Below are 25,395 nucleotides of genomic sequence, written 5' to 3'. Positions count from 1 at the left end.
AACACCAGCAGCGACCCCCAGGCGCTCAACCTCACCCCGGCGTTGGCCGGGATGGACATCACCGTGGAGGTCACCGCGCACCGCGACGGCTACACCGACGCCTCCGACCTCTCCGACCCGGCCGGGCCCGTCGCGCAGGCGACCTTCACGACCGGCCCCACCGCCACGATCACCGGTACGCCGACGGTCGGGCGGACGCTGTTCGCGGGCGTCGGGGACGCCGCGCCGTCGCCGGACGACTACTCCTACGTCTGGTACGCCGACGGCGTCGAGATCACCGACAACACCAGCAGCGACCCCCAGGCGCTCAACCTCACCCCGGCGTTGGCCGGGATGGACATCACCGTGGAGGTCACCGCCCATCGCGACGGCTACACCGACGCCTCCGACCTCTCCGACCCGGTCGGCCCGGTCACGAAGGCCACCTTCACCACTGGCCCCACCGCCACCATCACCGGCACCCCGGTCGTGAACGGCACCCTCACCGCCGGACCGGGCTCGACCGAGCTCGGGACGACCGTTCCGAGCGCCGACTCGTTCACCTACGCCTGGGCGGCCGACGGTGAACCCATCACCGGCGCGACGAGCCACACCCTCGCGCTCACCCCTGCCCTGGTCGGGGCGAAGGTGACCGTGACCGTGAGCGCAGTGCGCTCCGGCTACGTCGACGCCGCCGACGAGTCCGACCCCACCGAGCCGGTCGAGAGCGCCGTCTTCACCACGGGCCCCGACGCAGTCATCGACGGCGAGGCGGTGGTGGGCGGCACGCTGATCGCCACCCCGACCGATCTCGACTCCACCACACCGTCCGCGGACTCCTACGCCTACGGCTGGGCCGCCGACGGGCGGGCCATCCGAGGCGCGAGCGGGCCGACCCTGACGCTGAGCGAGGACGAGGTCGGCAAGACCGTCACCGTCACCGTCATCGCCACCAGGGCCGGCTACACCGACGCCGCCGACACCTCCGCTCCCACCGTGCCGGTGGCGAGTGCCACCTTCAGCACCGGCCCCACCGCGACCATCAGCGGGACCGCCCAGGTCGGCCAGACCCTCCGCGCCGGCACCGGCGCCCCCGTCCCGGACCCCGAGGAGTACCGGTTCGCCTGGTCCGCCGACGGCACCCCCCTCGCCGGAGCCACGACGCCCACGCTCCGACTCACCCCCGACCTCCGCGGCCGTCGGATCACCGTCACCGTCACCGCCGCCCGGGCCGGGTACGTCGACGCCACCGACACCTCGGCCCCCACCGCAGCAGTGGTCACCGACCGGGCCCCGAGCCTGCGACTGACGCTGAGCGTGCCTCGGTCGTCGCAGGACGCCGCCACCACCCCTGACGGCCAGCCGACCGTCCGACGCGGCCGCACCATCACGCTGCGCTGGACCTCCAGCAACGCCCAGAGCCTGGTCGCCGGCGGCGAGCTCGCCGACCTCCTCCGCGCCCGCTACGGCACCCGGCCCATCCCGGCCGCCGGGTCGGTGCGGGTCCGTCTGACCCACGCCGGCGCCCACGCCTACCGGCTGCGCGCCATCAACGAGACCGGCACCACCACCGCGACCACGAGCATCGTCGCGGTCCGCAGACCCACCCGCCTGAGCGTCGAGACCCCCGCCACCACGCGGCCGGGACGCACGATCCGGATCCGGGTCACCGGCCTGGGCTACCGCGAGCGCTTCTACGTGACCGTCAACGACGGCCACACCACCACGAGGGTGCGGACCGGACGGGCCAACACCACCGGCAACCTCACCCGCCGCATCACCATCCCCCGCACCATCAACACCACAGCCAAGACGATCCGAGTCCGGGTCACCGGACGCTCGACCAAGCGCGCGGGAGCCGCCCTGATCCGCCTCCGCTAACCACACCCGTCCTGCAAGGCGACACAGACAGTTCGGGGGCCCGGCTGATCTTCTAGACCCCGGTGATGGCTGAGTCGGGCCGGTCATGATCGCTACTCGCTATGGGTGGTGCGTGGGTCGGGCCCGTACTGGTGCGGCACGCCGAGGTTCTCGCGCAGGGTGGTGCCCGGGTAGTCGGTGGGGTAGATGCCGCGCTTCTGCAAGATCGGCACCACCTCGTCGACGAAGGTGTCGATGCCGTCCTCGTAGATGTCAGGTGTCACCCAGAAGCCGTCGGCAGCGCCGGCCTCGAACCACTCCTGCAGGTGGTCGGCGTGGAGCTCGCCGGGGCCTACGACGGTGGGGTGGTAGTCGATGACGCCGTGGGCGATGACGTCGCGCGGGGACCATCCTTCGCGAGCCACCGCCAGGGCGTTCGACGAGCGTGGGTCGTTCGGCGAGGCGTGGGCCGATGCCAGCTGTTCAGGGGTGAGGGGGTCGTCGTACCGGTCCGGGTCTATACGGATCCCGAGCATTGCGCCGAGGTGCGGGAGACGGGCCTCGATGACGTCACCGGCGTATCGGAGTCTGCGGTCCAGACCCTCCCGCACGGTCGGCGCGACCGTGGTCATGATGCCGGCGATGTACTTGATCTCATCGGGGTCGCGTCCGGCTTCGCGTGCCGCGTCCCGTACCAGCTCCCGCTGGGCCCGTGCCTCCTCGATCGTCCAGACCTCGGCGATGAAGCCGCTGGCGTAGCGGCCCGCGATCGAGAGCAGGTGCGGGCTGGGACCACCGGAGGTGAACACGACGGGTTGACCCTGTTCCGACGGAGGAATCGCCAGAGGACCACGCGACGCGACGTACTGGCCCTGCAGGTTGACCGGCTGCAGTCCTGCGGGGTCAATGAAGCGATCTCCTGCCTGGTCCTTGAGCCACGCGTCCTCATGCCAGCTCCCCCACAGGGCTTGGACGATCTGGATCGCCTCGTGCGCGCGGCGGTACCGCTCGGTGCGATCGGCGACCGGTCGGCCGTAGTTGGCGGCAACGGCGGGATCACTGGTCGTGACGGCGTTCCAGCCCGCGCGTCCGTGACTCAGCACGTCCAGCGCCTTGAACTGGCGGGCGGTGTTGAACGGCTCCTGGAACGTCGTCGACCCGGTTGCGACGAACCCGATGTTCGTCGTCTCCCGTGCCACGGCGGTCAGCTGGATCAGCGGGTCCATGAGGTTGCTGATCGTGGAGTGCTCGACATCTCCGCGAACGGCCGGGAAGTCCGGGGTGAAGAGGAAGGCGAACTTGCCGCGCTCGGCAGCCTTGGCGTGACGCACGGTGGCGTCGACGTCGGCGTACGTCCCGGGGTCGACGTGCGGGGCACGCCAGGCGCCGTGCAGACCTCCGTAGCCGTCGATCATCCCCATCCCGAGGATGAGCTTCCTGCCGGCGGTCGTCACCGGGCCGCGCCCTTCCCGGCCGTGCCACCGGTAGCGCTTGCGTCGGCGACCGTCTCGAGGGCGATCGAGGCAACGGCGACGGGAGCTTCGACGACCGTCAGGTCGGCGGCCGGCGCCGGTGCTCGTCTGACGAAGAGGACGACCACGAACACGACCAAGGCGATGACCCAGGCGGTCAGGAAGGCCGCCTGGCCGGCGGACACGGCCTGAGCGGTGGTCAGCACACCGGCGTCGTCGACACCAGAACCGATCGTGTAGGCCGAGATGAACACCGCACCGAAAGCGGCACCGGCAAGCTGCTGCACGGTGGCGAAGGCGGCAGAGCCGTGCGAGAAGAGCTCGGTCCGCAAGGAGCCCATTCCACTCGTCGTGACCGCCGCCCACATCGTGGCCTGCGCACTGGTGAACACCATCCAGGCGATGATCAGCGTGACGACGCTCGTGCTCTCGTCGACCCGGCTGAGGAACCACGAGACTGCCAGCCAGACGACCGCGGCCGGGATCACCAGCGGGCGTGGTCCGACGCGGTCGTAGACCCGGCCGCTGAGCGTCACCATGATGGAGATCGCCGCGCCACCCGGGATCAGGAAGAGACCGAGCTGGAGGGTGCTCAGGTCGGTGACGTGGGTCAGCACCAGCGGGAGCACGACCAGCAGGCCGATGCCGTTGCCCGCGATGAGGAGCATCGCCAGGATCGGCACGGCGAAGGCCCTCTGGGTGAAGATCCGCATGTCCAGGAACGCACGGTCGCGACGCTGCAGCGGGATCTGACGCAGGACGAACGCCACCAGGCCCGCGAGCCCCACCGCGATCGGCAGGTACGGGGAGATCGGGGCGTGCCCGGAGGACGCCTCACCGAGGAGGGACAATCCGTAGACCAGGCTGCCGAACCCGACCGCGGAGAGTGCCAGCGACACCAGGTCCAGGGTCACCGGTTCCGGCGTGGTGACGTTGCGCAGCTTCCACGCACCCAGCACCAGGGCGACGACGGCGATCGGCAGCATCAGGATGAACAGCCAACGCCAGCTCAACGAGGTCAGCACCAGCCCGGACAGCGCCGGGCCGAGAGCCGGCGCCACTGCCGGGACGGCCGTCGTGATCGCCATCATCCGACCGCGGCGGCCCTCCGGGACCGGAAGCATGGTCGTGGTCATCAGCAAGGGCAGGAACACAGCCGTACCGGACGCCTGGACGACCCGGCCGAGGACCAGGACCCCGAAGGTCGGGGCGATCGCGGCCAGCGTGGTCCCCACGACGAACAACGACAGCGCGACCAGGAAGATCGTCCGCAGGTGGAACCGTCGCATCACGAAACTGCTGGCGGGAATCAGCACGGCCATGGTCAACAAGAAACCGGTCGTGACCCACTGACCGGTGCTCGGGCTGACGCCGAAGTCCTCGATCAACGTCGGTAGAGCCACCCCGAGAAGCATCTCGTTGAGGAAGACGACGAACGTGGAAGCCATCAGAACCCCGATGACCAAGGCAACGCCCGGCGGGAGCCGATCGTCGGGGTGGGTCGTCGATGCCGCGACCGCGACGTCGGGTGCCGATGAGGTCAAGGTGGTGTCCTTCTTCGTTCGGGCAGACCGGCGCGTGCCACAGTCGTGGCCCGCAGCCGAGTCGACAGCGGAATGTGTGGGCGCTCAGGGACCGTCGGCCAAGGCAGGGTTGCCGTTCGTCATCTGTCGGCCAGCAGGTGGAGGTCGTCCTGTTCGGACGACCTCAGGTCGTCGCTGGGGCGCTCCGGGCCGAGGTCAAGATCTCGCTGGTCGCAGTGGAACCGCGTTATCCATAGCAAGCGCGGTTGATAGCCACGAGGAAATTGCCGTCGACGTCGCCCCCGGCCTGGACGTACTCGCCGATCGTGGTCATGGCCAGGTCTCGGCGCTCGGGAAGACGGTCCTTCTCGGCCGCTGCGAGGTGAGTCGGTACCTCGTCGCGCACACGATCGGTGCAGTAGACCGGTGCTCCCGGTTGCTGACGCCAGGACTCGGCAAGAACCCCGGCATCGACGGCGTCGAAGCCGGTCTCCTCGACGAGGAGCATCGCGATCGAACGATCCGAGGCACTGTCTGCAGCGACGGGAATGGCGACGCGACCTGGGTCGCCGGGTTTCGTGGCCTTGGCGTCGAACGACTGCGAGGTGATCGCGTTCCACGCCTTCGCCACGGGGCGCCCGAACAGTTCCGACAGCCAGACGCTCTCGGGCTGCCCGTCCTTGAAGGCCGCCATCACGCCGTCCCGCATCGGGTAGTAGTTCGACGGGTCAACGACGACCGCGTCCGCCGGAGCCGATCGCACCAATGACGCGATGTCCTCATTGCGATTCATCGGCACCGAAACGACGAGCACCGCGACCCCCTGTACCGCCTCAGCCGCCGTCACCGCGCGGGCTCCAGTACGCATGGCCGCCAGGTCGATCGTCTCCGGACCGCGCGAGTTGGCAATAACGACGTCGTGCCCACGCCGGCTGAGTCGCCGAGCGATCGTCGAGCCGATCGAGCCGGCGCCGATGATGCCGATCTTCATGGGTTCCTCCTGGCCAGTTCGTCCACTCGACTATCGTCAACGTTCACACCGGTGTGAATGTCAAGTCGAGGAGGATCCATGCGGATCGGAGAGCTCGCGAAGGCGACAGGAGTAGCGCCGCGGATGCTGCGCTACTACGAGGAACAGGGGTTGATATCCCCGCGTCGTCTCGACAACGGATACCGGGTCTACGACGACTACCTGATTGACCGGGTCCACAAGGTCCGTGGCTTGATCGACGCCGGCATCCCGACCCGGATCGTCGCCAACATCCTGCCGTGTCTCGGCAAACCGCAGGAGATCGTCGTGGAGAACTCCGACCCCGCCTTGCGGGAGCTCCTGGCCCAGGAGCGCGACCGCATGGACGAGAAGATCCGCTTCCTCACTCACAACCGCGACGCCATCACCAGCTACCTCCAGGCCCTGGAGAACGCCGCGTCCCCGGACGGCGCCCGTGAGTGCGAATCAGCTTGACAGGTGCGGCCGGGTCGCCGGTGTAGCCGTACCTGGGCTCTGCGAAGCCCGCCCGCAGCGAAACGCCCGCTCATGCCGCGCGGAGTGCTCGACCCTGCCGAGGAGCGGGCGACGGTCCGAGCCGCCGCCTACTCTTCGAAACGTGGACTTCCGGCGGTATCTCGACGGCCTTGAAGCTGATCATGGGCGAGGCGTAGACGCACAGGAGATTCGTCGAACGGAGGAGCAGATCGGGGTGCTTCCCGACGACTATCGCCGCTTCCTCATGGAGGTTGGCTGGGCCAGCCGTGGAGCCCACGAAGTGACGGGTTGGGCGACGACCTGCTGCACCGCTGGCAGGACGTCGTGGAACTGACTCGCCAGGAGCGCTTCGACGGGGGCCTTCCAGGTCGCCTCGTCGCGCTGCACCCGGACGGGGGAGGCAGCTTCACCTGCCTGGACGGCGAGCGTGTGGTGCTCTGGGTTCACGATGAACCCGGCACGTACCCGGTCGCGCAAACATTCTCTGAGTGGCTGCCAGCGGTGCTGGATCGTTCGTAGGCGAGATGGCCCAGGTTCCTTGGCCGTCTCCGGATCCGTCGCCCCTTGACTTATCCGCTCCTGCCGATGTGCGGATGTTCTGACGCCTCACTCCGACCGTCGTAGGCACGGAGTCCGGCGAACGCTTTCTTGGCAGCGGCGCGGAGCGTCGACACCGCCCCGCCGCAACGCACGAAGGCGCCTCCACGCAGCGGGGATGCTGAGTGGGGGCGCTAGGTCCTGCTAGCGAAACTCTCGACCCAGACGCTTCAACGTGTGGTGGACCGGCAGCGGCTGCAGAACGGCCAGATCGCCACCCTGAAGTCGTCTCGCCGCAGCGTCCCCGTCGGCCAGGTGGTCCTCGACGAGCTCGAGACTCACCTCGCGGCCTACGCGACGGCTGGCCCGCTGTTCGTGCATGAGCTCGGCCAGCCGCTGCCGTACTGGCGGTGAAAGCGCATGCTGGCGGCGGCGTGCGACCAGGCCGGGGTCAGCGTGACCTCGCACGACTTCCGGCTCTTCGCGGCCTCGGCGCTGATTGCCGGGGGAGCGTCGGTCAAGCAGGTGCAGGCGTTCCTGGGGCACGCGTCGGCGGTCATCACGCTGCGGACCTACGCGCACCTGTGGCCCGGTGACGAGGACCGGACCCGGAACGTGCTCGACGCCGCCCTCAGTCCTCTTGCGGACTGGGGCGGCGTCGAGAAGGTGAAACTGCAGGTCCGAGGCCTGCGGAGAGCGTCAGCCCTTCTTGGTCTCCCAGAAGATCTCGGCGATCTCGTCGATCTTCGCGAGCAGCTCGTCGGCCTTGGCCGCGTCGAGCTCACCCTTGGTGCCGGAGGCGCCGGCGAGCTTGGTGGCCTCGTTGACGAGCGTGTGCAGCTGCGGGTACTTCTCGAAGTGCGGGGGCTTGAAGTAGTCGGTCCACAGCACCCAGAGATGGTGCTTGACCAGCTCGGAGCGCTGCTCCTTGATGAGGATGGCGCGGGTGCGGAAGTCCGGGTCGTCGTTGTCGGCGACCTTGGCGATGACGGCCTTGATGGACTCGGCCTCGATGCGGGCCTGGGCCGGGTCGTAGACACCGCAGGGCAGGTCGCAGTGGGCGGAAACCTCAAGCGTGGGTGCGAACAGTCGCGCGAACAATGCGGGTCCTCTCGTCGTGTCGTCTTCGGTTGTGGAGCACGACGCCGGAGCGGTCGGTCTCGACTGCGACACTACTCCGCGTGGCACGAGCCGATCGAGGGGTCCGACGTCTGATGGGACGGGTACCCCTGCTGGGTCTGGCGCATGTGACGGGGGACTCCATGCTGCCCACCCTGCGGGCCGGCGACTGGCTGCTCGTCGACCACCGTGGGACGGTCCGGCCGGGCCGGCTGGTTCTCGCCCGCTTCGTCGACGGGACGCTCGCCGTCAAGCGCGCGACCGAGCGTCGTACGACGCGCGCCGGAGGCGCGGGCTGGTGGCTGCTCAGCGACAACCCGATCGGGGTCGACTCCCGGCATCGCGGGCCGGTCGCGGAGGAGGAGGTCCGGGCGGTCGTCATCGCCCGGATCTGGCCGCGACCCGGCCGCCCCGCCGCGCTGTGACGGAGCACACGAAAGCGGTCGGGACAGCACCCCTGGCGTGAGCCGGACGCTGTGCCACACTGCGGAGACCGAGCAGTCCCAGCCTGGCCCCGCGGCAGCACCCCGTCGCGTCGAGCCGGACCACCGCGCCACGTACGGCCCACGCCTGGAAGGCACTCGAGTCCATGTCTGAAGCTCCGTCTGTTGCTCCGTCCCACCCGCTCGCCGGCGACCCGGTCTTCGACCTCCACGTCGGGGGCAAGATGCAGATCGCCTCGACGGTCCCGCTGCTCGGGCGCGACGACCTGTCGATGGCCTACACCCCGGGCGTGGCGCGGGTGTGCGAGGCGATCGCCGCGGACCCAGCGCTGACGCAGCACTACACCTGGGTGCCGAACACCGTCGCCGTCGTGACCGACGGGACCGCGGTGCTCGGGCTCGGCGACATCGGTCCGGCGGGGGCGATGCCGGTGATGGAGGGCAAGGCGGTGCTGTTCAAGCAGTTCGGCGGGGTCGACGGCATCCCGATCTGCCTGGACACGACCGACGTCGAGGAGATCATCGAGACCGTCGTCCGGATGGCCCCGAGCTTCGGCGGCATCAACCTGGAGGACATCTCGGCGCCGCGCTGCTTCGAGATCGAGGACCGGCTCAAGGCGCTCCTCGACATCCCCGTCTTCCACGACGACCAGCACGGGACCGCGGTCGTGGCACTGGCCGCGCTGACCAACGCCCTGAAGCTGACCGGCCGGCTCTTCGAGACGACGCGCGTCGTCATCGGCGGCGCGGGCGCGGCGGGGGTGGCGGTCACCAAGATCCTGCTCGAGGCCGGCATCAAGGACTGCGTGGTCGTCGACCGCAAGGGCGTGCTGCACTCCTCGCGCGAGGACCTGACGCCGACCAAGAAGGCGCTCGCCGAGATGACCGCCGACCTGACCGGCCGGACCGGCTCGCTGGCCGACGTGCTGGTCGGCGCCGACGTCTACATCGGCGTCTCCGGCGGCAACGTCCCCGAGGAGCAGGTCGCGCCGATGGCCCCCGACGCCATCATCTTCGGCCTGGCCAACCCGACCCCCGAGGTGCTGCCCGAGGTGGCCCACCGGCACGCCCGCGTGGTCGCCACGGGTCGCTCGGACTACCCCAACCAGATCAACAACGTGCTGGCCTTCCCGGGCATCTTCCGTGGTGCCTTCGACGTCCACGCGACGGCGATCACCGAGGGCATGAAGCTCGCTGCGGCGCAGGCGCTGGCCGCGCTCGTCGGCGACGACCTGGCCGAGGACATGATCATCCCGTCGCCGTTCGACCCGCGGGTGCCCGGCGCGGTGTCGTCGGCGGTGGCCGAGGCCGCACGCCGCGACGGCGTGGCCCGGCGCTAGCCCCCGGTCGCTAGGTTCGGAGCATGTTCGCCGTCTACGCCGACCAGTTCTCGAAGGACGACCCGGTCTCGGTCCTGCAGGTGGGGGAGCGACCCGACCCGGAGGTCCCGGACGGGTGGACCACGGTCACCGTCAAGGCCGCGTCCCTGAACCACCACGACCTGTTCTCTCTCCGCGGGGTCGGGCTGCGGGAGGAGTCGCTGCCGATGATCCTCGGCTGCGACGCCGCGGGGTACGACGAGGACGGCAACGAGGTCGTCGTGCACGCGGTGATCAGCGACCCGACCTGGAGCCGCGACGAGACCCTCGATCCGAAGCGGTCGCTGCTGTCCGAGCGCTACCAGGGCACCCTGGCCGACAAGGTCGCGGTCCCGCGCCGCAACGTGGTCGCCAAGCCGGCCTCGCTGTCGTTCGAGGAGGCGGCCTGCCTGCCGACCGCGTGGCTCACGGCCTACCGGATGCTCTTCACCCGCGGCCAGCTGCGGGCCGGGGAGACGGTGCTCGTCCAGGGGGCCGGCGGCGGCGTCGCCACGGCGGCGATCATCCTCGGGCGGGCCGCCGGCCTGCGGGTGCTGGCGACCAGCCGCGACGAGGCCAAGCGTGCCCGGGCGCTCGAGATCGGCGCCCACGACGTCTTCGAGTCCGGCGCCCGGCTCCCGGTCAAGGTGGACGCGGTCATCGAGACGGTCGGCAGGGCCACCTGGTCCCACTCCATCCGCGCGCTGCGTCCCGGCGGCCGCATCATCACCTCCGGTACGACGTCCGGCCCGAACCTCGACGACGCCGAGCTGACCCGCATCTTCTTCCTGCAGCTCAGCGTCATCGGCTCGACCATGGGCACCCGCGACGAGCTGGCCGCCCTGGTCGCCCTGCTCGACGCGTCCGGAGCCCGGCCGCTGATCGACCGGGTGCTGCCGATGACCGAGGCCCGCGACGGCTTCGCGGCGATGGCCGGCGGCGACCTCTTCGGCAAGATCGTCTTCACCCGATGATCCACCTGCTCACCGGTGGCGGGTCCGGCATCGGCGCGGTGCTGGCGACCCGTCTGCTCGAGCGCGGCGACGAGGTCGTCGCGGTGGCCCGGTCCGCCGGGCGGGCGGAGCAGCTCGCCGACGGGCTCCCGGGCGCGACCACGCTGGTCGCCGACCTGGCCGACCCCGCCTCGCTGGCGGGGCTGGCGCTGCCCGACGCACTGGACTCGGTCGTGCACGCCGCGGGGGTCGTCACCCTCGGGCCGGTGGCCGAGCTCGACGCGGCGGCGTGGACCGCGCAGCTCCAGGTCAATCTGGTCGCCCCGGCGCTGCTGACCCGGCTGGCGCTCCCGGCCCTGCGCGCCCGGCGCGGCACCGTGGTCCTGGTCAACTCCGGCGCCGGCCTGCACGCCCACCCGCAGTGGTCGGCGTACGCCGCCTCCAAGCACGGCCTGAAGGCCCTCGCCGACTCGCTCCGCACGGAGGAGGCGTCGCACGGCGTCCGGGTCACCACGATCTATCCGGGCCGCACGGCGACACCCATGCAGGCGGAGGTGCACCGCCAGGAGGGCAAGGCGTACGACGCCGCCGCGTGGATCCGGCCCGAGACCGTGGCCGACGCCGTCCTGCACGTGCTCGACCTGCCGCGCGACGCCACGATCAGCGACCTGACCGTCCGACCCACCTGACGCCCGCCGGGCCTCACCCGTTTCGTGGGAGGCCCGCGGGGCCGCCACGTTCCTAGCCTCGGGCTCCCCGGCCCGGAGGAGTGAGCGTGGCGCAGCAGGCGGAGGAGCAGGCCGCTCCGGTGGCGACGATGAGCGTCCCCACGCTCACCGCGATGGTGGTCGGGGGGATGGTCGGGGCCGGGGTGTTCTCGCTGCCGGCGCGGTTCGGCGTGGCGACCGGGATCCTGGGCTCGCTGATCGCTTGGGCGATCGCGGGCGCGGGCATGCTGATGCTGGCCTTCGTCTTCCAGAACCTGGCCATCCGCCGGCCCGACCTCGACTCCGGCGTCTTCATCTACGCGAAGGCGGGGTTCGGCGACTACGCCGGCTTCAACTCCGCGATCGGCTTCTGGGCCAGCTCGGTCGCCGGCAACACCTTCTACTGGGTCTTCATCGGCGCCACCCTCGGCGCGTTCTTCGACGGGTTCGGCGACGGCGACACGGTGCTGGCCGTCGGCCTGGCGACCTGCGGCGTCTGGCTCTTCCACTACCTGATCGCCCGCGGGGTGCGCGACGCCGCGGTGATCAACCGGATCGTCACGGTCTTCAAGATCCTCCCGATCCTGGTGTTCATCGTGGTGCTGCTGGTCTCGCTCGACGCCGGGGTGGTCGCCGACAACTGGCTCGCCACCGGGTACGGCGACCTCGACGGACTCGGCGACCAGGTCCGCAGCACCATGCTGATCACGACGTTCGTCTTCATCGGCATCGAGGGCGCCAGCGTCTACTCGCGCTACGCCCGCCGCCGCGAGGACGTCGGCCGGGCCACCGTCCTGGGCTTCCTCAGCGTGCTCTCGATCTTCGCCCTGGTGACCCTCTCCAGCTACGCCGTCGTCCCGCAGCCCGAGCTCGCGGCCACCCGCCAGCCGTCGATGGTCGGGGTCTTCGAGTCGGTCGTCGGCGACTGGGGCGAGGTCTTCATCAGCGTCGCGGTCATCGTCTCCGTCCTCGGCGCCTACCTGGCCTGGACCCTGATGGCCGCCGAGGTGATGTTCATCCCCGCCCGCGCCGACGACTTCCCGGCCTTCCTGGGCCGCGAGAACGCCGCGGGCACGCCGATCACCGCGTTGGTGGTCACCTCGCTCGGCGTGCAGGCCCTGCTCGCGCTGACCCTGGTCGTGACCGACGCGCTGAACTTCCTGCTCGACCTGGCCACCAGCCTGGCCCTGCTGCCCTACCTGCTCGCGGCGGCGTACGCCCTCAAGCTCGGCCTCACCGGTGAGTCGTACGACGGCGTCGCGCCCGCCGTACGACGGCGCGAGACGATCGTCGCCGGCGCGGCCACGGCATACACGATCTTCCTCTTCGACGCCGCCGGGCTGCAGTTCCTGCTGCTGTCGACGGTGATCCTCGCGCCCTCGGCGCTGCTGTTCGTCAAGGCCCGCAGCGAGCGCGGGCTGCGGCTGTTCACCCCGACCGAGATGGGCGTCTTCGCGCTGGTCGCGGTCGGCGCCGTCATCGGCGCCGTCGGGCTGTGGACCGGCCGGATCGTGCTCTGACCGCTCCGAAGGAAGGCAGGAACCTATGACCGACTCCACGTCGTACGGCGTCCACTCGGAGGTGGGCCGGCTGCGCAAGGTGCTGGTCTGCCGGCCCGGTCTCGCGCACCGCCGGCTGACCCCGTCGAACAGCGACGAGCTGCTCTTCGACGACGTGCTCTGGGTCGAGAACGCGCAGCGCGACCACGCCGACTTCGTGAACAAGCTGACCGGTCGCGGGGTGGAGGTGGTGGAGCTGCACGACCTGGTGGCGCAGAGCCTCGCCGTACCCGGGGCGCGGGACTGGGTGCTGGACCGCAAGGTGATCCCGAACCGGGTCGGCCTCGGGCTGGTCGAGGGCACCCGGGCCTACCTGGAGTCCCTCGCCCCGGCCGACCTCGCGGAGGTGCTGATCGGCGGGCTCGCGACGCACGACCTGCCCGACGACGTCCGCTCCGGGTACGTCGCCCTCGCCCGCGAGTCGACGGGCGCCCGGGAGTACCTCATGCCGCCGCTGCCGAACACGCTCTACACGCGGGACACGACCTGCTGGCTCTACGGCGGGCTCACGATGAACCCGCTCTACTGGCCGGCCCGCAAGGACGAGACGCTGCTCTACGGCATGGTCTACGGCTTCCACCCGGACTTCGTGGGCTCCACGGTCTGGTGGGGTGACCCCGAGCAGGACTGGGGCCAGGCCACCTTCGAGGGCGGCGACGTGATGCCGGTCGGGAACGGCGTCGTCCTGGTGGGGATGAGCGAGCGCACCTCGCGTCAGGCGATCACCCAGGTGGCGGCCGCGCTCTTCGCCCAGGGGGCGGCCGAGCGGGTCGTGGTGGCCGGGATGCCCAAGCTGCGCGCCGCGATGCACCTCGACACGGTCTTCACCTTCGCCGACCGCGACGTGGTGACCCTCTACCCGACGATCATGGACGCGGTGCACACCTTCAGCCTGGTGCCGTCCGACCGCCCGCCGGGGGTCGAGGTGATCGACGAGGGGAGCACCCCGTTCGTGGACGTGGTGGCCCGCTCGCTGGGGCTGCCGGCGCTGCGGGTGATCGAGACCGGCGGCGACGTCTACCAGTCCGAGCGGCAGCAGTGGGACAGCGGCAACAACGCCGTCGCGCTGGAGCCGGGGGTGGTGATCACCTACGACCGCAACACCCTCACCAACACCCTGCTGCGCAAGGCGGGGATCGAGGTGGTCACGATCGTCGGGGCCGAGCTGGGGCGCGGACGCGGGGGCGGGCACTGCATGACCTGCCCCATCATCCGCGACCCCGTGGACCTGTGATGAGGACCCTCCCGGTGGCGTCGCTCCCGCTGGTGCTGCTGCTCGGCTGCGGGTCGGAGGCCGACTCGGCCACCGAGCCGACGCCCGTGACGGCCGACGGGCTGGAGGGGTCGGCGTACGTCTCGACAGGGGTGGAGGGCCGCGACCTGGCTGCCGGGACCCGGGTCCGGCTCGCGTTCGAGGACGACACCATGTCGGTCTCGGCGGGGTGCAACACGATGTTCGGGCCGTACGACGTCGCGGGGGAGACCCTGGCCTGGACCGGTGCCCCCGCCAGCACGGTGATGGGCTGCCTCGCCGAGGAGGCCGCGCAGGACGAGTGGCTCACCACCTGGCTCACCGACGGCGTGACCGCGTCCCGGGAGGGCGGGGACCTCCGTCTCGCCGGGGACGACGTCACGATCACCTTCGCGCCGGCCGACGTGGCCGATCTGGACGACGTCCTCGACACGTCCTGGACCGTGGTCGGCACCGTCGCCGACGGACAGGTCACCTCGGTCCCCGACGGGGTACGGCGGCCGCGGCTGTCGGTGCGGGCCGACGGCCTGGCCAGCCTCGACACCGGCTGCAACAACGGCCGGACGACGGTCCGGGTGGCCGACGGCACGATCACCTTCGGCCACGCGGCCATCACCCGCGCGGCGTGCCCCGGGCCGGCCGCCGGCCTGGAGCGGGACGTGCTCGCGGTGCTCGACGGGCGCAGCGACGAGGTGACCTTCGACGGCCGGGTGCTGGTGGTGACCAAGGGCGATCGCGGCCTGGTGGTCGAGGTGGGATGAGCGCGGGCCGCCGCCGGTGGCTGATCCGGCTCGGCCTGCTCGCCGTCGCGCTGCTGGTCACCGTGGTGGTGGTCCGGCTCGTGGGCGAGGTCGACTGGGGCGCCGTGCGGGACGCACTCGGGAAGCTGACCTGGTGGCACCCGCTGGTGCTGCTGGTCGTGCTGCTGGTCCGGCAGGTGCTCAACGCGCTGCCCCTCGCGCTGTTCATCCCGGGCATCACGCCGTACCGGGCGACGGTCAACGACCAGGCGGCCATCCTGATGGCGACCGTGGCGGCACCGCCGAGCGACCTGGCGCTGCGGATCGCCATCTTCGGCTCCTGGGGCGTGCCCGCGGCGCGGGCCGTCGCCGGGACGGTGATGAACACCCTGACCTTCTACGTGGTCCGGTTCGCGGCCCCGGGGGTGGGCTTCGTGCTCCTGCTGGTCCTCGGGCAGCCGCCCGGGCCGCGGTGGTTCGAGCTGCTGAGCGTGGCGGTGTCGCTCACGATCGTGGTCGGCGTCGTGCTCGTGGTGCGCAGCGAGCCGCTGGCCCTGGCGATCGGCGGCGGCGCCGGTCGGCTGGTGCGGCGGGTCCGCCGGAGCGTGGACCCCGAGGCGTGGGCGCGCTCGTGCGCGGAGTTCCGGCACGACGTCGCCGGCCGGTTCCGGCACGGCTTCCCCCGCTCGCTCCTGGCCCTCGCCGGGATGCTCGCCGTGGACCTCGCGCTGCTGGCGCTCTGCCTGCGCTTCGTCGGGGTGGAGGGTGGGGAGGTCGGGTTCGCGGCCGTGGCGGTGGCCTATCTGTTCGCCTACCCGTTCACGCTCTTCCCGCTGTCCGGCCTCGGGGTCGTCGACGCCCTGGTCCTGGCCGCCCTGGTCGAGACAGGCGGGCACCAGGTCGAGGCGGCCGCCCTGGCCGGGCTCGTGGTGTGGCGGGTCTTCACCGTCGCCGGACCGGTGCTCCTCGGCCTCGTCGCGCTGGCGGTCTGGCGGCGCGGCGTCAGGTCCGTGAGCGCCAGTTGAGCGCACCGATCAGGACCATCCGCAGCTGGGTGCGGGCGGTCTCGGTGATCTGCTTCTCGGCGCCCGGCTGCGGCGCACTGATCAGCCGCTCGGCGGTCGCGACCATCGCGGTCACGATCAGGTTCGACAGCACCCGCAGGTCCTCGGCCGACCACGACTCGGTGCCGGGCAGCAGCGCGAGATCGGTGGCCAGCTCGTGCTCGCACAGGTCGATCTCGTGGTGGATCGCGTCGCGGACCTGGGGCGGACCGGCGCCGCGCTCGCGGCCGATGAAGGCGAAGTGGGCGCGCTCCTGCCGCACGTGCTGGGCCAGGATGTCGACCGAGCGGTCGACGATGTCGGCGTACGACGGAGCGCCCTGGCGGATGTCGCGCAGCATGGCGCGCAGCGACACGAACGACTCGTCGACGAGCGCGAGGCCGAGGGACTCGATCGACTCGAAGTGGCGGTAGAAGGCGGTCGGGACGATGCCGACCTCCTTGGCGACCTGGCGCAGCGACAGCGCGATCAGGCTGCTGTCCTCACAGAGGGCCAGGCCCGCGTCGAGGATGGCGCGCCGGGTGCGCTCCTTGCGCTCGACACGGGTCTCGGTCACAAGCACCCATCTTATCAGTGCACATGTGTGCACCATCACGAGCGACGCGGGTTGACGGTCGTCGCGCGTCCCGGCGAGAGTTTGGGTGTACACACGTACACCCAAACTCTCGGAAGGAGCTCCGATGAGCGTCGTCGACACCGTCCTCCGCTCCCGGACCCTGGCCGCGCTCACCTCGCCGCACGGCGTGGACCGCTACCTGGAGCTGGTGAACCCGATGTGGGCGGCCCACGAGGTCCGGGCCCGGATCGTCGACGTCACCCGCGAGGTCGACCTGCCCGGCCACCCGCCCGTCGCCACCCTGACCCTCCAGCCCACCGCCACCTGGCGCGGCCACCGCGCCGGCCAGCACGTCCAGGTCGGCGTCGAGGTCGAGGGCGCCCGTCGTACGACGCGGGTGTTCACGATCTCCAGCTCCGACTCCCGACCCGGCGAGCGCTTCACCATCACCCTGCGGGCCAACCCCGGGGGAGTCGTCTCCCGGTGGCTGGTCGAGCAGGCCGGCCCCGGCACCATGCTGCACCTCTCGCAGGCCCAGGGGGAGTTCGTGCTGCCCGACCGGGTGCCTGAGCACGTCGTGATGATCTCCGGCGGCTCGGGGATCACCCCGGTGATGTCGATGCTGCGCTCGCTGCAGCGGCGTACGCACCGCGGTCGGATCACCTTCCTGCACTACGCGCAGAGTCCCGCGCACCTGATCTTCGCCGCCGAGCTCGACGAGGTGCGCCGCTCCGGCCACGGGGTCGACGTGCACCTGCTGCACCCCGAGCACGGAGACCCGAACCTGTCCCCGGCGTACCTCGAGCGGCTGGTGCCCGGCTACCGCGACGTGCCCACCTGGGCCTGCGGGCCGGCGCCGCTGATGGAGGCGGTCCTGGCGTCGTACGACGGGTCGGACGCGCTGCGGACCGAGTGGTTCCGCCCGCCCCGGGTCTCGACCGGCGCGAGCGGCGGCGAGGTCGTCTTCGCCCGCTCCGGGCGCACCCTGCCCAACTCCGGCGCACCGCTGCTCCAGCAGGCCGAGGCCGCCGGGCTCAGGCCTGCGTCGGGCTGCCGGATGGGCATCTGCTTCTCCTGCGTGTCCCGCAAGACCGAAGGAACGGTCCGCGACGTCGTGAGCGGCGAGGAGTCCTCGCTGCCCGACGAGGACGTCCGGATCTGCGTCTCCGCCCCCGTGGGCGACTGCACCGTCGACCTCTGACCGTCGACCTCTGAGGAGGAACCGTGAAGACCAACCGCACCACCCTGACCGCCGAGCAGCTCGACGAGTTCGGCGACGAGCTCGACGCCATCCGCCAGCGGGTCCTGGCCGACCTCGGCGAGGCCGACGCGTCGTACATCCGCGACGTGGTGAGGGCTCAGCGGGCCTTCGAGGTCGCTGGCCGCGCGCTGTTCTACCTGCCGCCCGCGTGGCCGCTCGCCGTCGCGGCGCTGAGCGTCTCCAAGATCCTCGACAACATGGAGATCGGCCACAACGTCATGCACGGCCAGTACGACTGGATGGGCGACCCGAGCCTGAACTCCCGGATGTACGAGTGGGACAACGTCTGTCCGTCCGAGCAGTGGAAGAACTCCCACAACTACCTCCACCACACCTACACGAATATCCTCGGCAAGGACCGCGACATCGGGTACGGCGTGCTGCGCATGGACGACGACCAGCCCTGGCACCCCTACTACCTCGGCAACCCGGTCTACGCCTTCCTGCTGATGGTGTTCTTCGAGTGGGGCGTGGCGATGCACGACCTGGAGGTCGAGAACATCGTCGCCGGGCGCCGGAAGGTCTCGGAGAACGCCGCCCTGCACGCCGGGATCATGCGCAAGGTGAAGCGCCAGGCGCTGAAGGACTACGTGCTCTTCCCAGCCCTGACCGGGCCGCTGTTCCCGCTCACCCTCGCCGGCAACGCGACCGCCAACCTGGTGCGCAACGTGTGGGCCTTCAACATCATCTTCTGCGGCCACTTCCCGGCCGGCGTCGCGACTTTCTCCGCCGACGAGTGCGAGGACGAGACCCGCGGCCACTGGTACTACCGTCAGCTGCTCGGCTCGGCCAACATCACGGGCAGCAGGCTGTTCCACGTCCTGACCGGCAACCTCTCGCACCAGATCGAGCACCACCTCTTCCCGGACCTGCCGGCCCGCCGCTACCCGGAGATCGCCACCGAGGTCCGCGAGATCTGCGACCGCTACGGCCTGCCCTACAACACCGGCTCCCTCGGCCGGCAGCTCGGCAGCGTGGCGAAGAAGATCTGTCGCCTCGCCCTGCCCGACCGACGTGACCGGTCTCGCACCGCCGCCCCCGTTGTCGCGGAGCCCGCCGCCGCATGACACTGGTGCCCATGAGCGACCACCTGAGCAAGGCCGAGATCCGCAAGGACGCCGTGCAGGGCACGGTCGAGGCCGCAGCCTCGACCGTCGGCCAGGTGACCTCCATCATCACCGGCGCCGTCCGCGACGTCGCCTCCGCCGTCGGAGGGTTCGCCACCGAGGTCTTCGAGATCCGGGAGTCCGCCCGCCGGGCGTCGGCGGAGCACGGGGAGGACTGAGCCAGGCTCGACCTGCCAGGTCAGCCCTGACAGGTGTAGACCAGCGGCGCCCGATCGGGACGAAATGCCCCCGGGCGTGCCGGGCGACCCCTACGGTCCGGTGACCGACATCACAGGGGGCGTCATGGGCAACACCGTCGTACGAGTACTGGGCGTGATCGCGGCCCTGCTGGCGTTCGCGCTGGCCGGTTGCTCCGCGGAGGCCGGGACGGCGGGTCCGTCGAAGTCGTCGGGCGCGGAGACCGACAAGTCCGGCGAGCCGGAGGTCGAGCCGGAGGTCGAGCCGGCGGCAGAGCCGGCGGCAGAGCCGGCGGCAGAGCCGGCGGCAGAGCCGGCGGCAGAGACGAGCGCGCCCCCGATCGTCACTTTCGAGACCGTTCGCGAGCCCGTGGAGATCCCCTTCGGCAAGGAGATTCGCGAGACCGACGACCTCGACCTCGGGGTCAAGGAGGTGGCGCAGCCCGGTCGCGCCGGGGTCCAGGTGAGGGTCATCCGGGTACGACTCGTGGACGGTGTCGAGGTCGCGCGCCGCGTCCTGCGGAAGGTGGTCAAGCGCGCGCCCGAGCCGCGGATCGTCCTGCGCGGCACCTACGAAGAGCCCCCCGAGCCGGAGTCGAGCTGCGACTCCAACTACGCGGGCGCCTGCGTCCCGGTCGCGAGTGACGTCGACTGCGGGGGAGGCAGCGGCGACGGCCCTGGCTACGTCTACGGCGTCGTCGAGGTGGTCGGGTCCGACATCTACGACCTCGACCGCGACGGGGACGGCTTCGGCTGCGACTGATCCGTCGCACGCTCTCGCCCTCCGACCGCGGGGCGGTGGGTTGTCCACCCTTCGCCGCGGCCGAACGGTGGGTCAGTCACCGCCGTGTCGGCAGGCCTTCGCGACGCGCCGTTCCGGCGGTGACCGATCCACTGGGTCGAAGGCGAGAAGGGTGGACCACGCACCGCCCGATCGCCCGTGGGCACTGGCCTCGACCAGCTCAGCCGTCCAGCCGGCGCACCAGGAACTTCGGTGCGCACAGCCGGTAGGAGTCGGTGACCAGCTCGGCCACCTCGTCCCAGTCGGTGCCGTCGTCGAGCACCAGCCCGACGATCGAGCCGGACCACGGGGGCTTGTAGAACGGCAGCCCGGCGTGGGTCAGGGCGAGCAGCTCGTCGCCGACGGAGTGGAAGGTCAGCACGGTCCGCGGCGTCGGGTCCCCGGTGATGTCCCGGTACGACGACTCGTAGCCCTCCTGCGCCACCATCACGTGCGCGAAGGTCTTGGTGCGGATCCGCCAGCGCACGCCGGTCCAGGCGTCCTCCTCGTAGGCCTCCGGGAGGGCGGTCGCGGTCGTCGCGACCCGTCGTACGACGTCGGCGGCGGGCTCGATCCGGCGGGGCACGGCGCGGTCGCCGTCAGGCGAAGGACATCCGGAAGCCGGCCTGGCGGAAGGAGGCGAGCTGGCGGGCGTCGGCGAGCCAGCCCAGCGGGCCGTCGGGCGCGAACTCCCACCGACCCCGGCAGGGCAGCGCCTTCGCCGAGCCGGTGAGGGCGGCCGTGACCGGGCTCGTGTGGTCGTCGATCGGCGGCTGCCAGGTGGCGCCCTTGAACGGGATCCGTACGGCGATCCGCGACACGTCGGTGAACTCGGCCCGGGCGATCGGCCGCCGCTCGGCGCTCGCCGTCCACTCGGTCCGCGACAGCGGGCCGCGGTAGGACGACTCCAGCCGGAAGTCGCACAGCTCCTTGGGGATCGCCCAGAGCTCCCGCCCGCCCGCGACCGACGCGGGGGAGTCGACCCAGATGTCGGTGATCGAGACCGCCTTCAGCCCGTCCTCCTGCACCGGCCGCGCGACCAGGAGCTCGGAGTAGGTGAGCGGGCTGCCCTCCTCGTAGGAGACGAACGCGACCCCGTAGACCCCCGCCGGTCGCAGCGCGTCCACGGCCCCGCGGACCCGGAACAGCGAGAGCCAGAGCTGGCCCACCATGTCCCACGGGGCGGCGGGGTAGTCCACGTCGTACGACGGATCAGCGGGGCTGGTCATGGCCGACACAGTAGAACGGCCCGGCGACAGTCGTCGCCGGGCCGTGCTGATGGGTGGGTCCGCGAGACCAGATGGGTCTCGACACGCGCCTTCTGACTTCGCAGGCTCAGTCAGAGCGCTCGCTCGACCACCGATGGACTGGTCCGCTGCCGCGTCCTAGTCCTCGGGATCGTCCAGACGCGCCAGCCAGGTCGCGAACCGCTCGACGGCGGTCTCGAACTCCGGGTGGGCGTCGGTGAAGGCCTGCAGCTGGTCACCCAGCCACTCCAGGGTGACCTCCTCGTCACCCCGGCGCTTCTGCAGCTCCTCGATCCCGCGATCGGTGAAGTACATCTGCTCTCCCGTCGACCGGCGAACGCCGTCAGGCGAAGGCCCGCTCCATGAGCTCCTTCTGCTCCGCCTGGTGCCGCTTGACCGTGCCGACCGCGGGGGAGGACCCCTCGGGCCGGGTGACCGGCACGACCTGGGCGTCGACCTCGGGCCAGACGTTTAGGGCGTAGTGCGGCCACGGGCCCATGTTGAGCGGCTCGTCCTGCACCCATCGGACCTGCTTGAGGTGCGGGTAGCGGGCGATCTCGGCCCTGATGGCGTCGATCGGACGCGGGTAGAGCTGCTCGACGCGGCCGATGGCGAAGCGCTCGCTGTCCTCGCGCTTGGCCCGCTCGACCATCAGGTCCCAGGTGACGCGACCCGAGCACAGCAGCAGCGTGTCGACCTTCTCCGCGTCCGCCGTCGCGTCGGGCACGAAGGCCTTGAACGAGCCGGAGGTGAAGTCGTCGGGCTGGGAGGCGGCCTCCTTGCGCTTGAGCATCGACTTCGGCGTGAAGACGATCAGCGGCCGGTGCTCCTCGCCGAGCGAGTGCTGGCGCAGCAGGTGGAAGTACGACGCCGGCGTGCTCGGCTGGGCGATCACCAGGGCCTCGTCGGCGGCCATCTGCAGGAACCGCTCGATCCGCGCCGACGAGTGGTCGGCACCCTGGCCCTCGTAGCCGTGCGGCAGCAACAGGACGACGCCGGACTGCTGGCGCCACTTGCTCTCGCCCGCGGTGATGAACTCGTCGATGACCGTCTGGGCGCCGTTGACGAAGTCGCCGAACTGCGCCTCCCACAGCACCAGCGCGTCGGGTCGGGCCACGGAGTAGCCGTACTCGAAGCCGAGGGCGGCGTACTCGGAGAGCAGCGAGTCGTAGATGTAGAACTTCGCCTGGTCCTCGGTCAGCGAGGCCAGCGGCGTCCACTCGTCGGCGTTGGTGCGGTCGATGATGGTGCCGAACCGCGACACGAAGGTGCCGCGCCGCGAGTCCTGGCCGGCCAGGCGGACCGGTCGGCCCTCCATGAGCAGCGAGCCGAAGGCGAGGATCTCCCCGGTGCCCCAGTCGATGGGGCCCTCGGTGATCGCGGTGGCCCGGCGCTGCAGCTGCGGCATCACCTTGGGGTGCACCGTGAAGCCGTCGGGCGGCGTGACGTAGGCGTCCGAGATCCGCTTGAGGTACTCGAGCGGGACGGCGGTGTCGGTCTCGCCGACCGACTTCTCGGGGTAGTCCGGGACGGTGGTCCACTCCGACGGCTGGGTGCTGGCCTCGCGGACCTCGGTGAAGACCCGCTCCAGCTGCTGCTGGTAGTCGCGCAGCACCTGCTCGGCCTCCTCGATCGTGATGTCGCCACGACCGATCAGGGACTCGGTGTAGAGCTTGCGGACCGAGCGCTTCTGCTCGATGAGGTCGTACATCAGCGGCTGCGTGTACGACGGGTCGTCGCCCTCGTTGTGACCGCGGCGGCGGTAGCAGACCAGGTCGATGACGACGTCCTTGTTGAACGCCTGGCGGTACTCGAACGCGAGCCGCGCGACGCGGATGCACGCCTCCGGGTCGTCGCCGTTGACGTGGAAGATCGGCGCCTGGACCATCCGCGCGACGTCGGTGCAGTAGAGCGACGAGCGGGAGGAGCCGGGGGAGGTGGTGAAGCCGACCTGGTTGTTGACGACCACGTGGATGGTGCCGCCGGTGCGGTAGCCGCGCAGCTGGCTCAGGTTGAGCGTCTCGGCCACCACGCCCTGGCCCGCGAACGCGGCGTCGCCGTGCACGAGGAGGGGGAGGACGGGGTACTCGGCGCCCCGGTTGAGCACGTCCTGCTTGGCGCGGGCGATGCCCTCGAGGACCGGGTCGACGGCCTCGAGGTGGGACGGGTTCGCGGCGACCGAGACCTTGATCGTGTCGCCGGCCTCGGCGACGAACTCGCCCTCGGCGCCGAGGTGGTACTTCACGTCGCCGGAGCCCTGGACCGTGCGCGGGTCGATGTTGCCCTCGAACTCGCGGAAGATCTGGGAGTACTTCTTGCCGACGATGTTGGCCAGCACGTTGAGCCGGCCTCGGTGGGCCATGCCGATCGCGACCTCGTCGAGGTTGGCCTCGGCCGCGGCCTCGCAGATCTCGTCGAGGACGGGGACCGTGGTCTCGCCGCCCTCGAGGGAGAAGCGCTTCTGGCCGACGAACTTGGTCTGCAGGAAGGTCTCGAAGGCCTCGGCCTGGTTGAGCTTGAGCAGGATCCGCAGCTGCTCCTCGCGGGGCGTCTTGGTGTGCGGCTGCTCGACGCGCTCCTGGATCCAGCGGCGCTGCTCGGGGTCCATGATGTGCATGTACTCGATGCCGGTCGTGCGGCAGTAGGAGTCGCGCAGGATCTTCAGGATGTCCCGCAGCTTCATGAACCGCCGGCCCTCGCCGCCGAACGAGCCGGTGGCGAACTCGCGGTCGAGGTCCCACAGGGTCAGGCCGTGCGACTCCACCTCGAGGTCGGGGTGGCTGCGCTGGCGGTACTCCAGCGGGTCGGTGTCGGCCATCATGTGGCCGCGCACCCGGTAGGCGTGGATCAGCTCGAGGATCCGGGCCTGCTTGCTGATGTCGTCGTCGTGGGACGTCGAGATGTCGGCGTTCCAGCGGATCGGCTCGTAGGGGATGCGCAGCGAGCGGAAGATCTCGTCGTAGAACCCGTCGGCACCGAGCAGCAGCTGGTGCACGCGCTTGAGGAACTCGCCGGACTGGGCGCCCTGGATGACCCGGTGGTCGTACGTCGAGGTCAGCGTCATGACCTTCGAGATGCCGTTGCGGGCGATCGCCTCCGGCGAGGCGCCCTGCCACTCGGCCGGGAACTCCATCGAGCCCACGCCGATGATCGCGCCCTGGCCCTTCATCAGCCGCGGCACGGAGTGGGTGGTGCCGATGCCGCCGGGGTTGGTCAGCGAGATCGAGGTGCCCTGGAAGTCGACGACGCCGAGCTTGCCGTCGCGGGCCTTGCGGACGATCTCCTCGTAGGCGGTCCAGAAGCCGGCGAAGTCCATGCCCTCGGCCGCCTTGATGCTCGGGACGAGCAGCTGGCGCGAGCCGTCGGGCTTCGGTACGTCGATCGCGAGCCCGAGGTTGATGTGCGCCGGGGTGATCAGGTTGGGCTTGCCGTCGACGACGTCGAAGCCGTTGTTCATCTCGGGCATCGACCGGACGGCCTTGACCAGCGCGTAGCCGATCAGGTGGGTGAACGAGACCTTGCCACCGCGGGCCCGGGCGAGGTGGCTGTTGATGACGATGCGGTTGTCCCACAGCAGCTTCACGGGGACCGTGCGCACCGAGGTGGCGGTCGGCACCTCCAGCGAGGCGTCCATGTTGGCCGCGGTGCGGGCCGGCGCCCCGCGGAGGACGGTGTAGGTCGGCTGGTCGCTCGCCGCGGCCGGCTCGGCCTTCGGGGACTCCTTCGGCACCGGGGCGGAGGTGCCCTTGGCCGGCTCGGCGGCCTTGGCGTCGGGGCGCGGCTTGGCGACCGGCGCGGGCTTGCTCGCGGCGGCCTTGGCCTCGGCGGGCTTCGACTCCGCCTGGGCCGGCGCAGCCTTCGCAGGAGCGGCCTTCGCGGGCTCGGCCTTCGCCGCGGTCTGGGCGGGTGCCGACCCGTTGGTCGTCGTACCGCCGTCGTGACCGTCCTTGAAGTACGACACCCACCGCGCGTCGACGCTCCCGGGATCCAGCTTGTACTGCTCGTACATCTCCTCCACGAGCCACTCGTTGGCCCCGAAGTCGTCGTCAGGCGGGCCTGCGGTGGTGGAGTGGGTGGACTGGCTGCCTGAGGGCTGCGGCACGACTTGCTTCGCCTCTTCCGATGCGCGCGACTTGGATGGGTTTCCGGTGTTCCAGGCTAGCCCCCGCCCGGGCAAATGCCGAGGTCAGGGGCA

Annotated in this window: 25 protein-coding genes and 1 pseudogene; 17 read left to right on the top strand and 9 right to left on the bottom strand. The window is 70.9% G+C overall.

What is annotated here, in order from left to right; genetic code table 11:
* Positions 1–1,860: hypothetical protein (locus V7S47_RS15615; RefSeq protein WP_336562429.1), on the top strand; the 1,860-nt coding region annotated here is incomplete at its 5' end.
* A gap of 92 nt (positions 1,861–1,952) precedes the next feature.
* On the opposite strand, the gene V7S47_RS15610 is transcribed toward V7S47_RS15615, so the two are convergent.
* The 3 genes from V7S47_RS15610 to V7S47_RS15600 form a co-directional block, all read right to left on the bottom strand.
* Positions 1,953–3,293 (bottom strand): NtaA/DmoA family FMN-dependent monooxygenase, encoded by a 1,341-nt coding sequence (locus V7S47_RS15610; protein ID WP_336562428.1) that lies wholly within the window; start codon positions 3,291–3,293, stop codon positions 1,953–1,955.
* On the bottom strand, positions 3,290–4,777 hold the full coding sequence (locus V7S47_RS15605) for a DHA2 family efflux MFS transporter permease subunit (RefSeq protein WP_336562543.1): 1,488 nt from the start codon (positions 4,775–4,777) through the stop codon (positions 3,290–3,292). Before V7S47_RS15605 ends, V7S47_RS15610 begins: the two co-directional genes overlap by 4 nt.
* Before the next feature lie 304 nt (positions 4,778–5,081).
* The gene (locus tag V7S47_RS15600) at positions 5,082–5,825 is read right to left on the bottom strand and encodes an NADPH-dependent F420 reductase (RefSeq protein WP_336562427.1); all 744 of its coding nucleotides are present in this window, start codon (positions 5,823–5,825) and stop codon (positions 5,082–5,084) included.
* A gap of 78 nt (positions 5,826–5,903) precedes the next feature.
* On the opposite strand from V7S47_RS15600, the gene V7S47_RS15595 reads away from it, so the two are divergent.
* The 4 genes and pseudogenes from V7S47_RS15595 to V7S47_RS15580 form a co-directional block, all read left to right on the top strand.
* On the top strand, positions 5,904–6,299 hold the full coding sequence (locus V7S47_RS15595) for a MerR family transcriptional regulator (protein ID WP_336562426.1): 396 nt from the start codon (positions 5,904–5,906) through the stop codon (positions 6,297–6,299).
* A gap of 309 nt (positions 6,300–6,608) precedes the next feature.
* Positions 6,609–6,839 (top strand): SMI1/KNR4 family protein, encoded by a 231-nt coding sequence (locus tag V7S47_RS15590; protein ID WP_336562425.1) that lies wholly within the window; start codon positions 6,609–6,611, stop codon positions 6,837–6,839.
* A 255-nt stretch (positions 6,840–7,094) separates the two neighbouring features.
* On the top strand, positions 7,095–7,271 hold the full coding sequence (locus V7S47_RS15585; RefSeq protein WP_336562423.1) for a hypothetical protein: 177 nt from the start codon (positions 7,095–7,097) through the stop codon (positions 7,269–7,271).
* A gap of 6 nt (positions 7,272–7,277) precedes the next feature.
* Positions 7,278–7,430: pseudogene (locus V7S47_RS15580) on the top strand (tyrosine-type recombinase/integrase); the annotation flags it as partial.
* Positions 7,431–7,556: 126 nt separating this feature from the next.
* Here V7S47_RS15580 and sodN read toward each other — a convergent pair.
* Positions 7,557–7,958 (bottom strand): superoxide dismutase, Ni, encoded by a 402-nt coding sequence (gene sodN, locus V7S47_RS15575; RefSeq protein ID WP_090859573.1) that lies wholly within the window; start codon positions 7,956–7,958, stop codon positions 7,557–7,559.
* 113 nt (positions 7,959–8,071) lie between these two features.
* Here sodN and V7S47_RS15570 point away from each other — a divergent pair, with 113 nt between their 5' ends.
* From V7S47_RS15570 to V7S47_RS15535, 8 genes are all read left to right on the top strand, one after another.
* A complete protein-coding gene (locus tag V7S47_RS15570) occupies positions 8,072–8,401 on the top strand; it encodes a S24/S26 family peptidase (protein ID WP_336562420.1) in 330 nt (109 codons plus the stop codon).
* A 164-nt stretch (positions 8,402–8,565) separates the two neighbouring features.
* Positions 8,566–9,759, top strand: coding sequence for an NAD(P)-dependent malic enzyme (locus V7S47_RS15565; RefSeq protein WP_336562418.1), 1,194 nt, complete (start codon positions 8,566–8,568; stop codon positions 9,757–9,759).
* A gap of 23 nt (positions 9,760–9,782) precedes the next feature.
* Positions 9,783–10,751, top strand: a complete 969-nt coding sequence (locus V7S47_RS15560; protein WP_336562416.1) for a zinc-binding dehydrogenase — start codon at positions 9,783–9,785, stop codon at positions 10,749–10,751.
* Positions 10,748–11,419: an SDR family oxidoreductase gene (locus V7S47_RS15555; protein ID WP_336562414.1), complete on the top strand. Its 672-nt coding sequence runs from the start codon at positions 10,748–10,750 to the stop codon at positions 11,417–11,419. The genes V7S47_RS15560 and V7S47_RS15555 overlap by 4 nt, the downstream gene beginning before the upstream one ends.
* Positions 11,420–11,505: 86 nt before the next feature.
* Positions 11,506–12,957, top strand: coding sequence for a basic amino acid/polyamine antiporter (locus tag V7S47_RS15550; protein ID WP_244509476.1), 1,452 nt, complete (start codon positions 11,506–11,508; stop codon positions 12,955–12,957).
* A 25-nt stretch (positions 12,958–12,982) separates the two neighbouring features.
* A complete protein-coding gene (locus V7S47_RS15545) occupies positions 12,983–14,230 on the top strand; it encodes an arginine deiminase (protein WP_336562412.1) in 1,248 nt (415 codons plus the stop codon).
* Positions 14,230–15,009 (top strand): META domain-containing protein, encoded by a 780-nt coding sequence (locus V7S47_RS15540; RefSeq protein WP_336562411.1) that lies wholly within the window; start codon positions 14,230–14,232, stop codon positions 15,007–15,009. The genes V7S47_RS15545 and V7S47_RS15540 overlap by 1 nt, the downstream gene beginning before the upstream one ends.
* Positions 15,006–16,013, top strand: a complete 1,008-nt coding sequence (locus V7S47_RS15535) for a hypothetical protein (RefSeq protein WP_336562408.1) — start codon at positions 15,006–15,008, stop codon at positions 16,011–16,013. Before V7S47_RS15540 ends, V7S47_RS15535 begins: the two co-directional genes overlap by 4 nt.
* Here V7S47_RS15535 and V7S47_RS15530 read toward each other — a convergent pair.
* Positions 15,991–16,608 carry a TetR family transcriptional regulator gene (locus V7S47_RS15530; RefSeq protein ID WP_336562407.1) on the bottom strand — a complete coding sequence of 206 codons (618 nt, stop codon included), beginning with the start codon at positions 16,606–16,608 and terminating at the stop codon, positions 15,991–15,993. The genes V7S47_RS15535 and V7S47_RS15530 overlap by 23 nt on opposite strands.
* A gap of 124 nt (positions 16,609–16,732) precedes the next feature.
* Between V7S47_RS15530 and V7S47_RS15525 the strand changes: the two genes are divergently transcribed.
* The 4 genes from V7S47_RS15525 to V7S47_RS15510 all read left to right on the top strand — a co-directional run bounded on the left by V7S47_RS15525 (position 16,733) and on the right by V7S47_RS15510 (position 19,935).
* On the top strand, positions 16,733–17,809 hold the full coding sequence (locus V7S47_RS15525; RefSeq protein ID WP_336562405.1) for a ferredoxin reductase: 1,077 nt from the start codon (positions 16,733–16,735) through the stop codon (positions 17,807–17,809).
* Between the two features lie 23 nt (positions 17,810–17,832).
* Positions 17,833–18,936, top strand: a complete 1,104-nt coding sequence (locus V7S47_RS15520) for a fatty acid desaturase family protein (RefSeq protein ID WP_336562403.1) — start codon at positions 17,833–17,835, stop codon at positions 18,934–18,936.
* 11 nt (positions 18,937–18,947) lie between these two features.
* Positions 18,948–19,154: a hypothetical protein gene (locus tag V7S47_RS15515; RefSeq protein ID WP_090859552.1), complete on the top strand. Its 207-nt coding sequence runs from the start codon at positions 18,948–18,950 to the stop codon at positions 19,152–19,154.
* Between the two features lie 100 nt (positions 19,155–19,254).
* On the top strand, positions 19,255–19,935 hold the full coding sequence (locus tag V7S47_RS15510) for a G5 domain-containing protein (RefSeq protein WP_336562402.1): 681 nt from the start codon (positions 19,255–19,257) through the stop codon (positions 19,933–19,935).
* A gap of 199 nt (positions 19,936–20,134) precedes the next feature.
* Here the strand turns inward: V7S47_RS15510 and V7S47_RS15505 are convergent, their stop codons facing one another.
* From V7S47_RS15505 to V7S47_RS15490, 4 genes are all read right to left on the bottom strand, one after another.
* Positions 20,135–20,539 (bottom strand): MmcQ/YjbR family DNA-binding protein, encoded by a 405-nt coding sequence (locus V7S47_RS15505; protein WP_336562401.1) that lies wholly within the window; start codon positions 20,537–20,539, stop codon positions 20,135–20,137.
* Positions 20,540–20,552: 13 nt separating this feature from the next.
* Positions 20,553–21,182: an acetoacetate decarboxylase family protein gene (locus tag V7S47_RS15500; protein WP_336562399.1), complete on the bottom strand. Its 630-nt coding sequence runs from the start codon at positions 21,180–21,182 to the stop codon at positions 20,553–20,555.
* A 156-nt stretch (positions 21,183–21,338) separates the two neighbouring features.
* Positions 21,339–21,515: a DUF6104 family protein gene (locus tag V7S47_RS15495; RefSeq protein ID WP_090859545.1), complete on the bottom strand. Its 177-nt coding sequence runs from the start codon at positions 21,513–21,515 to the stop codon at positions 21,339–21,341.
* Positions 21,516–21,543: 28 nt separating this feature from the next.
* A complete protein-coding gene (locus V7S47_RS15490) occupies positions 21,544–25,302 on the bottom strand; it encodes a multifunctional oxoglutarate decarboxylase/oxoglutarate dehydrogenase thiamine pyrophosphate-binding subunit/dihydrolipoyllysine-residue succinyltransferase subunit (RefSeq protein WP_336562397.1) in 3,759 nt (1,252 codons plus the stop codon).
* Positions 25,303–25,395: the final 93 nt, after the last annotated feature.

The organism is Nocardioides sp. CCNWLW216, assembly GCF_037120545.1.
Lineage (GTDB): Bacteria > Actinomycetota > Actinomycetes > Propionibacteriales > Nocardioidaceae > Nocardioides > Nocardioides lianchengensis.
This window is presented reverse-complemented; position numbering and strand designations above follow the sequence as displayed.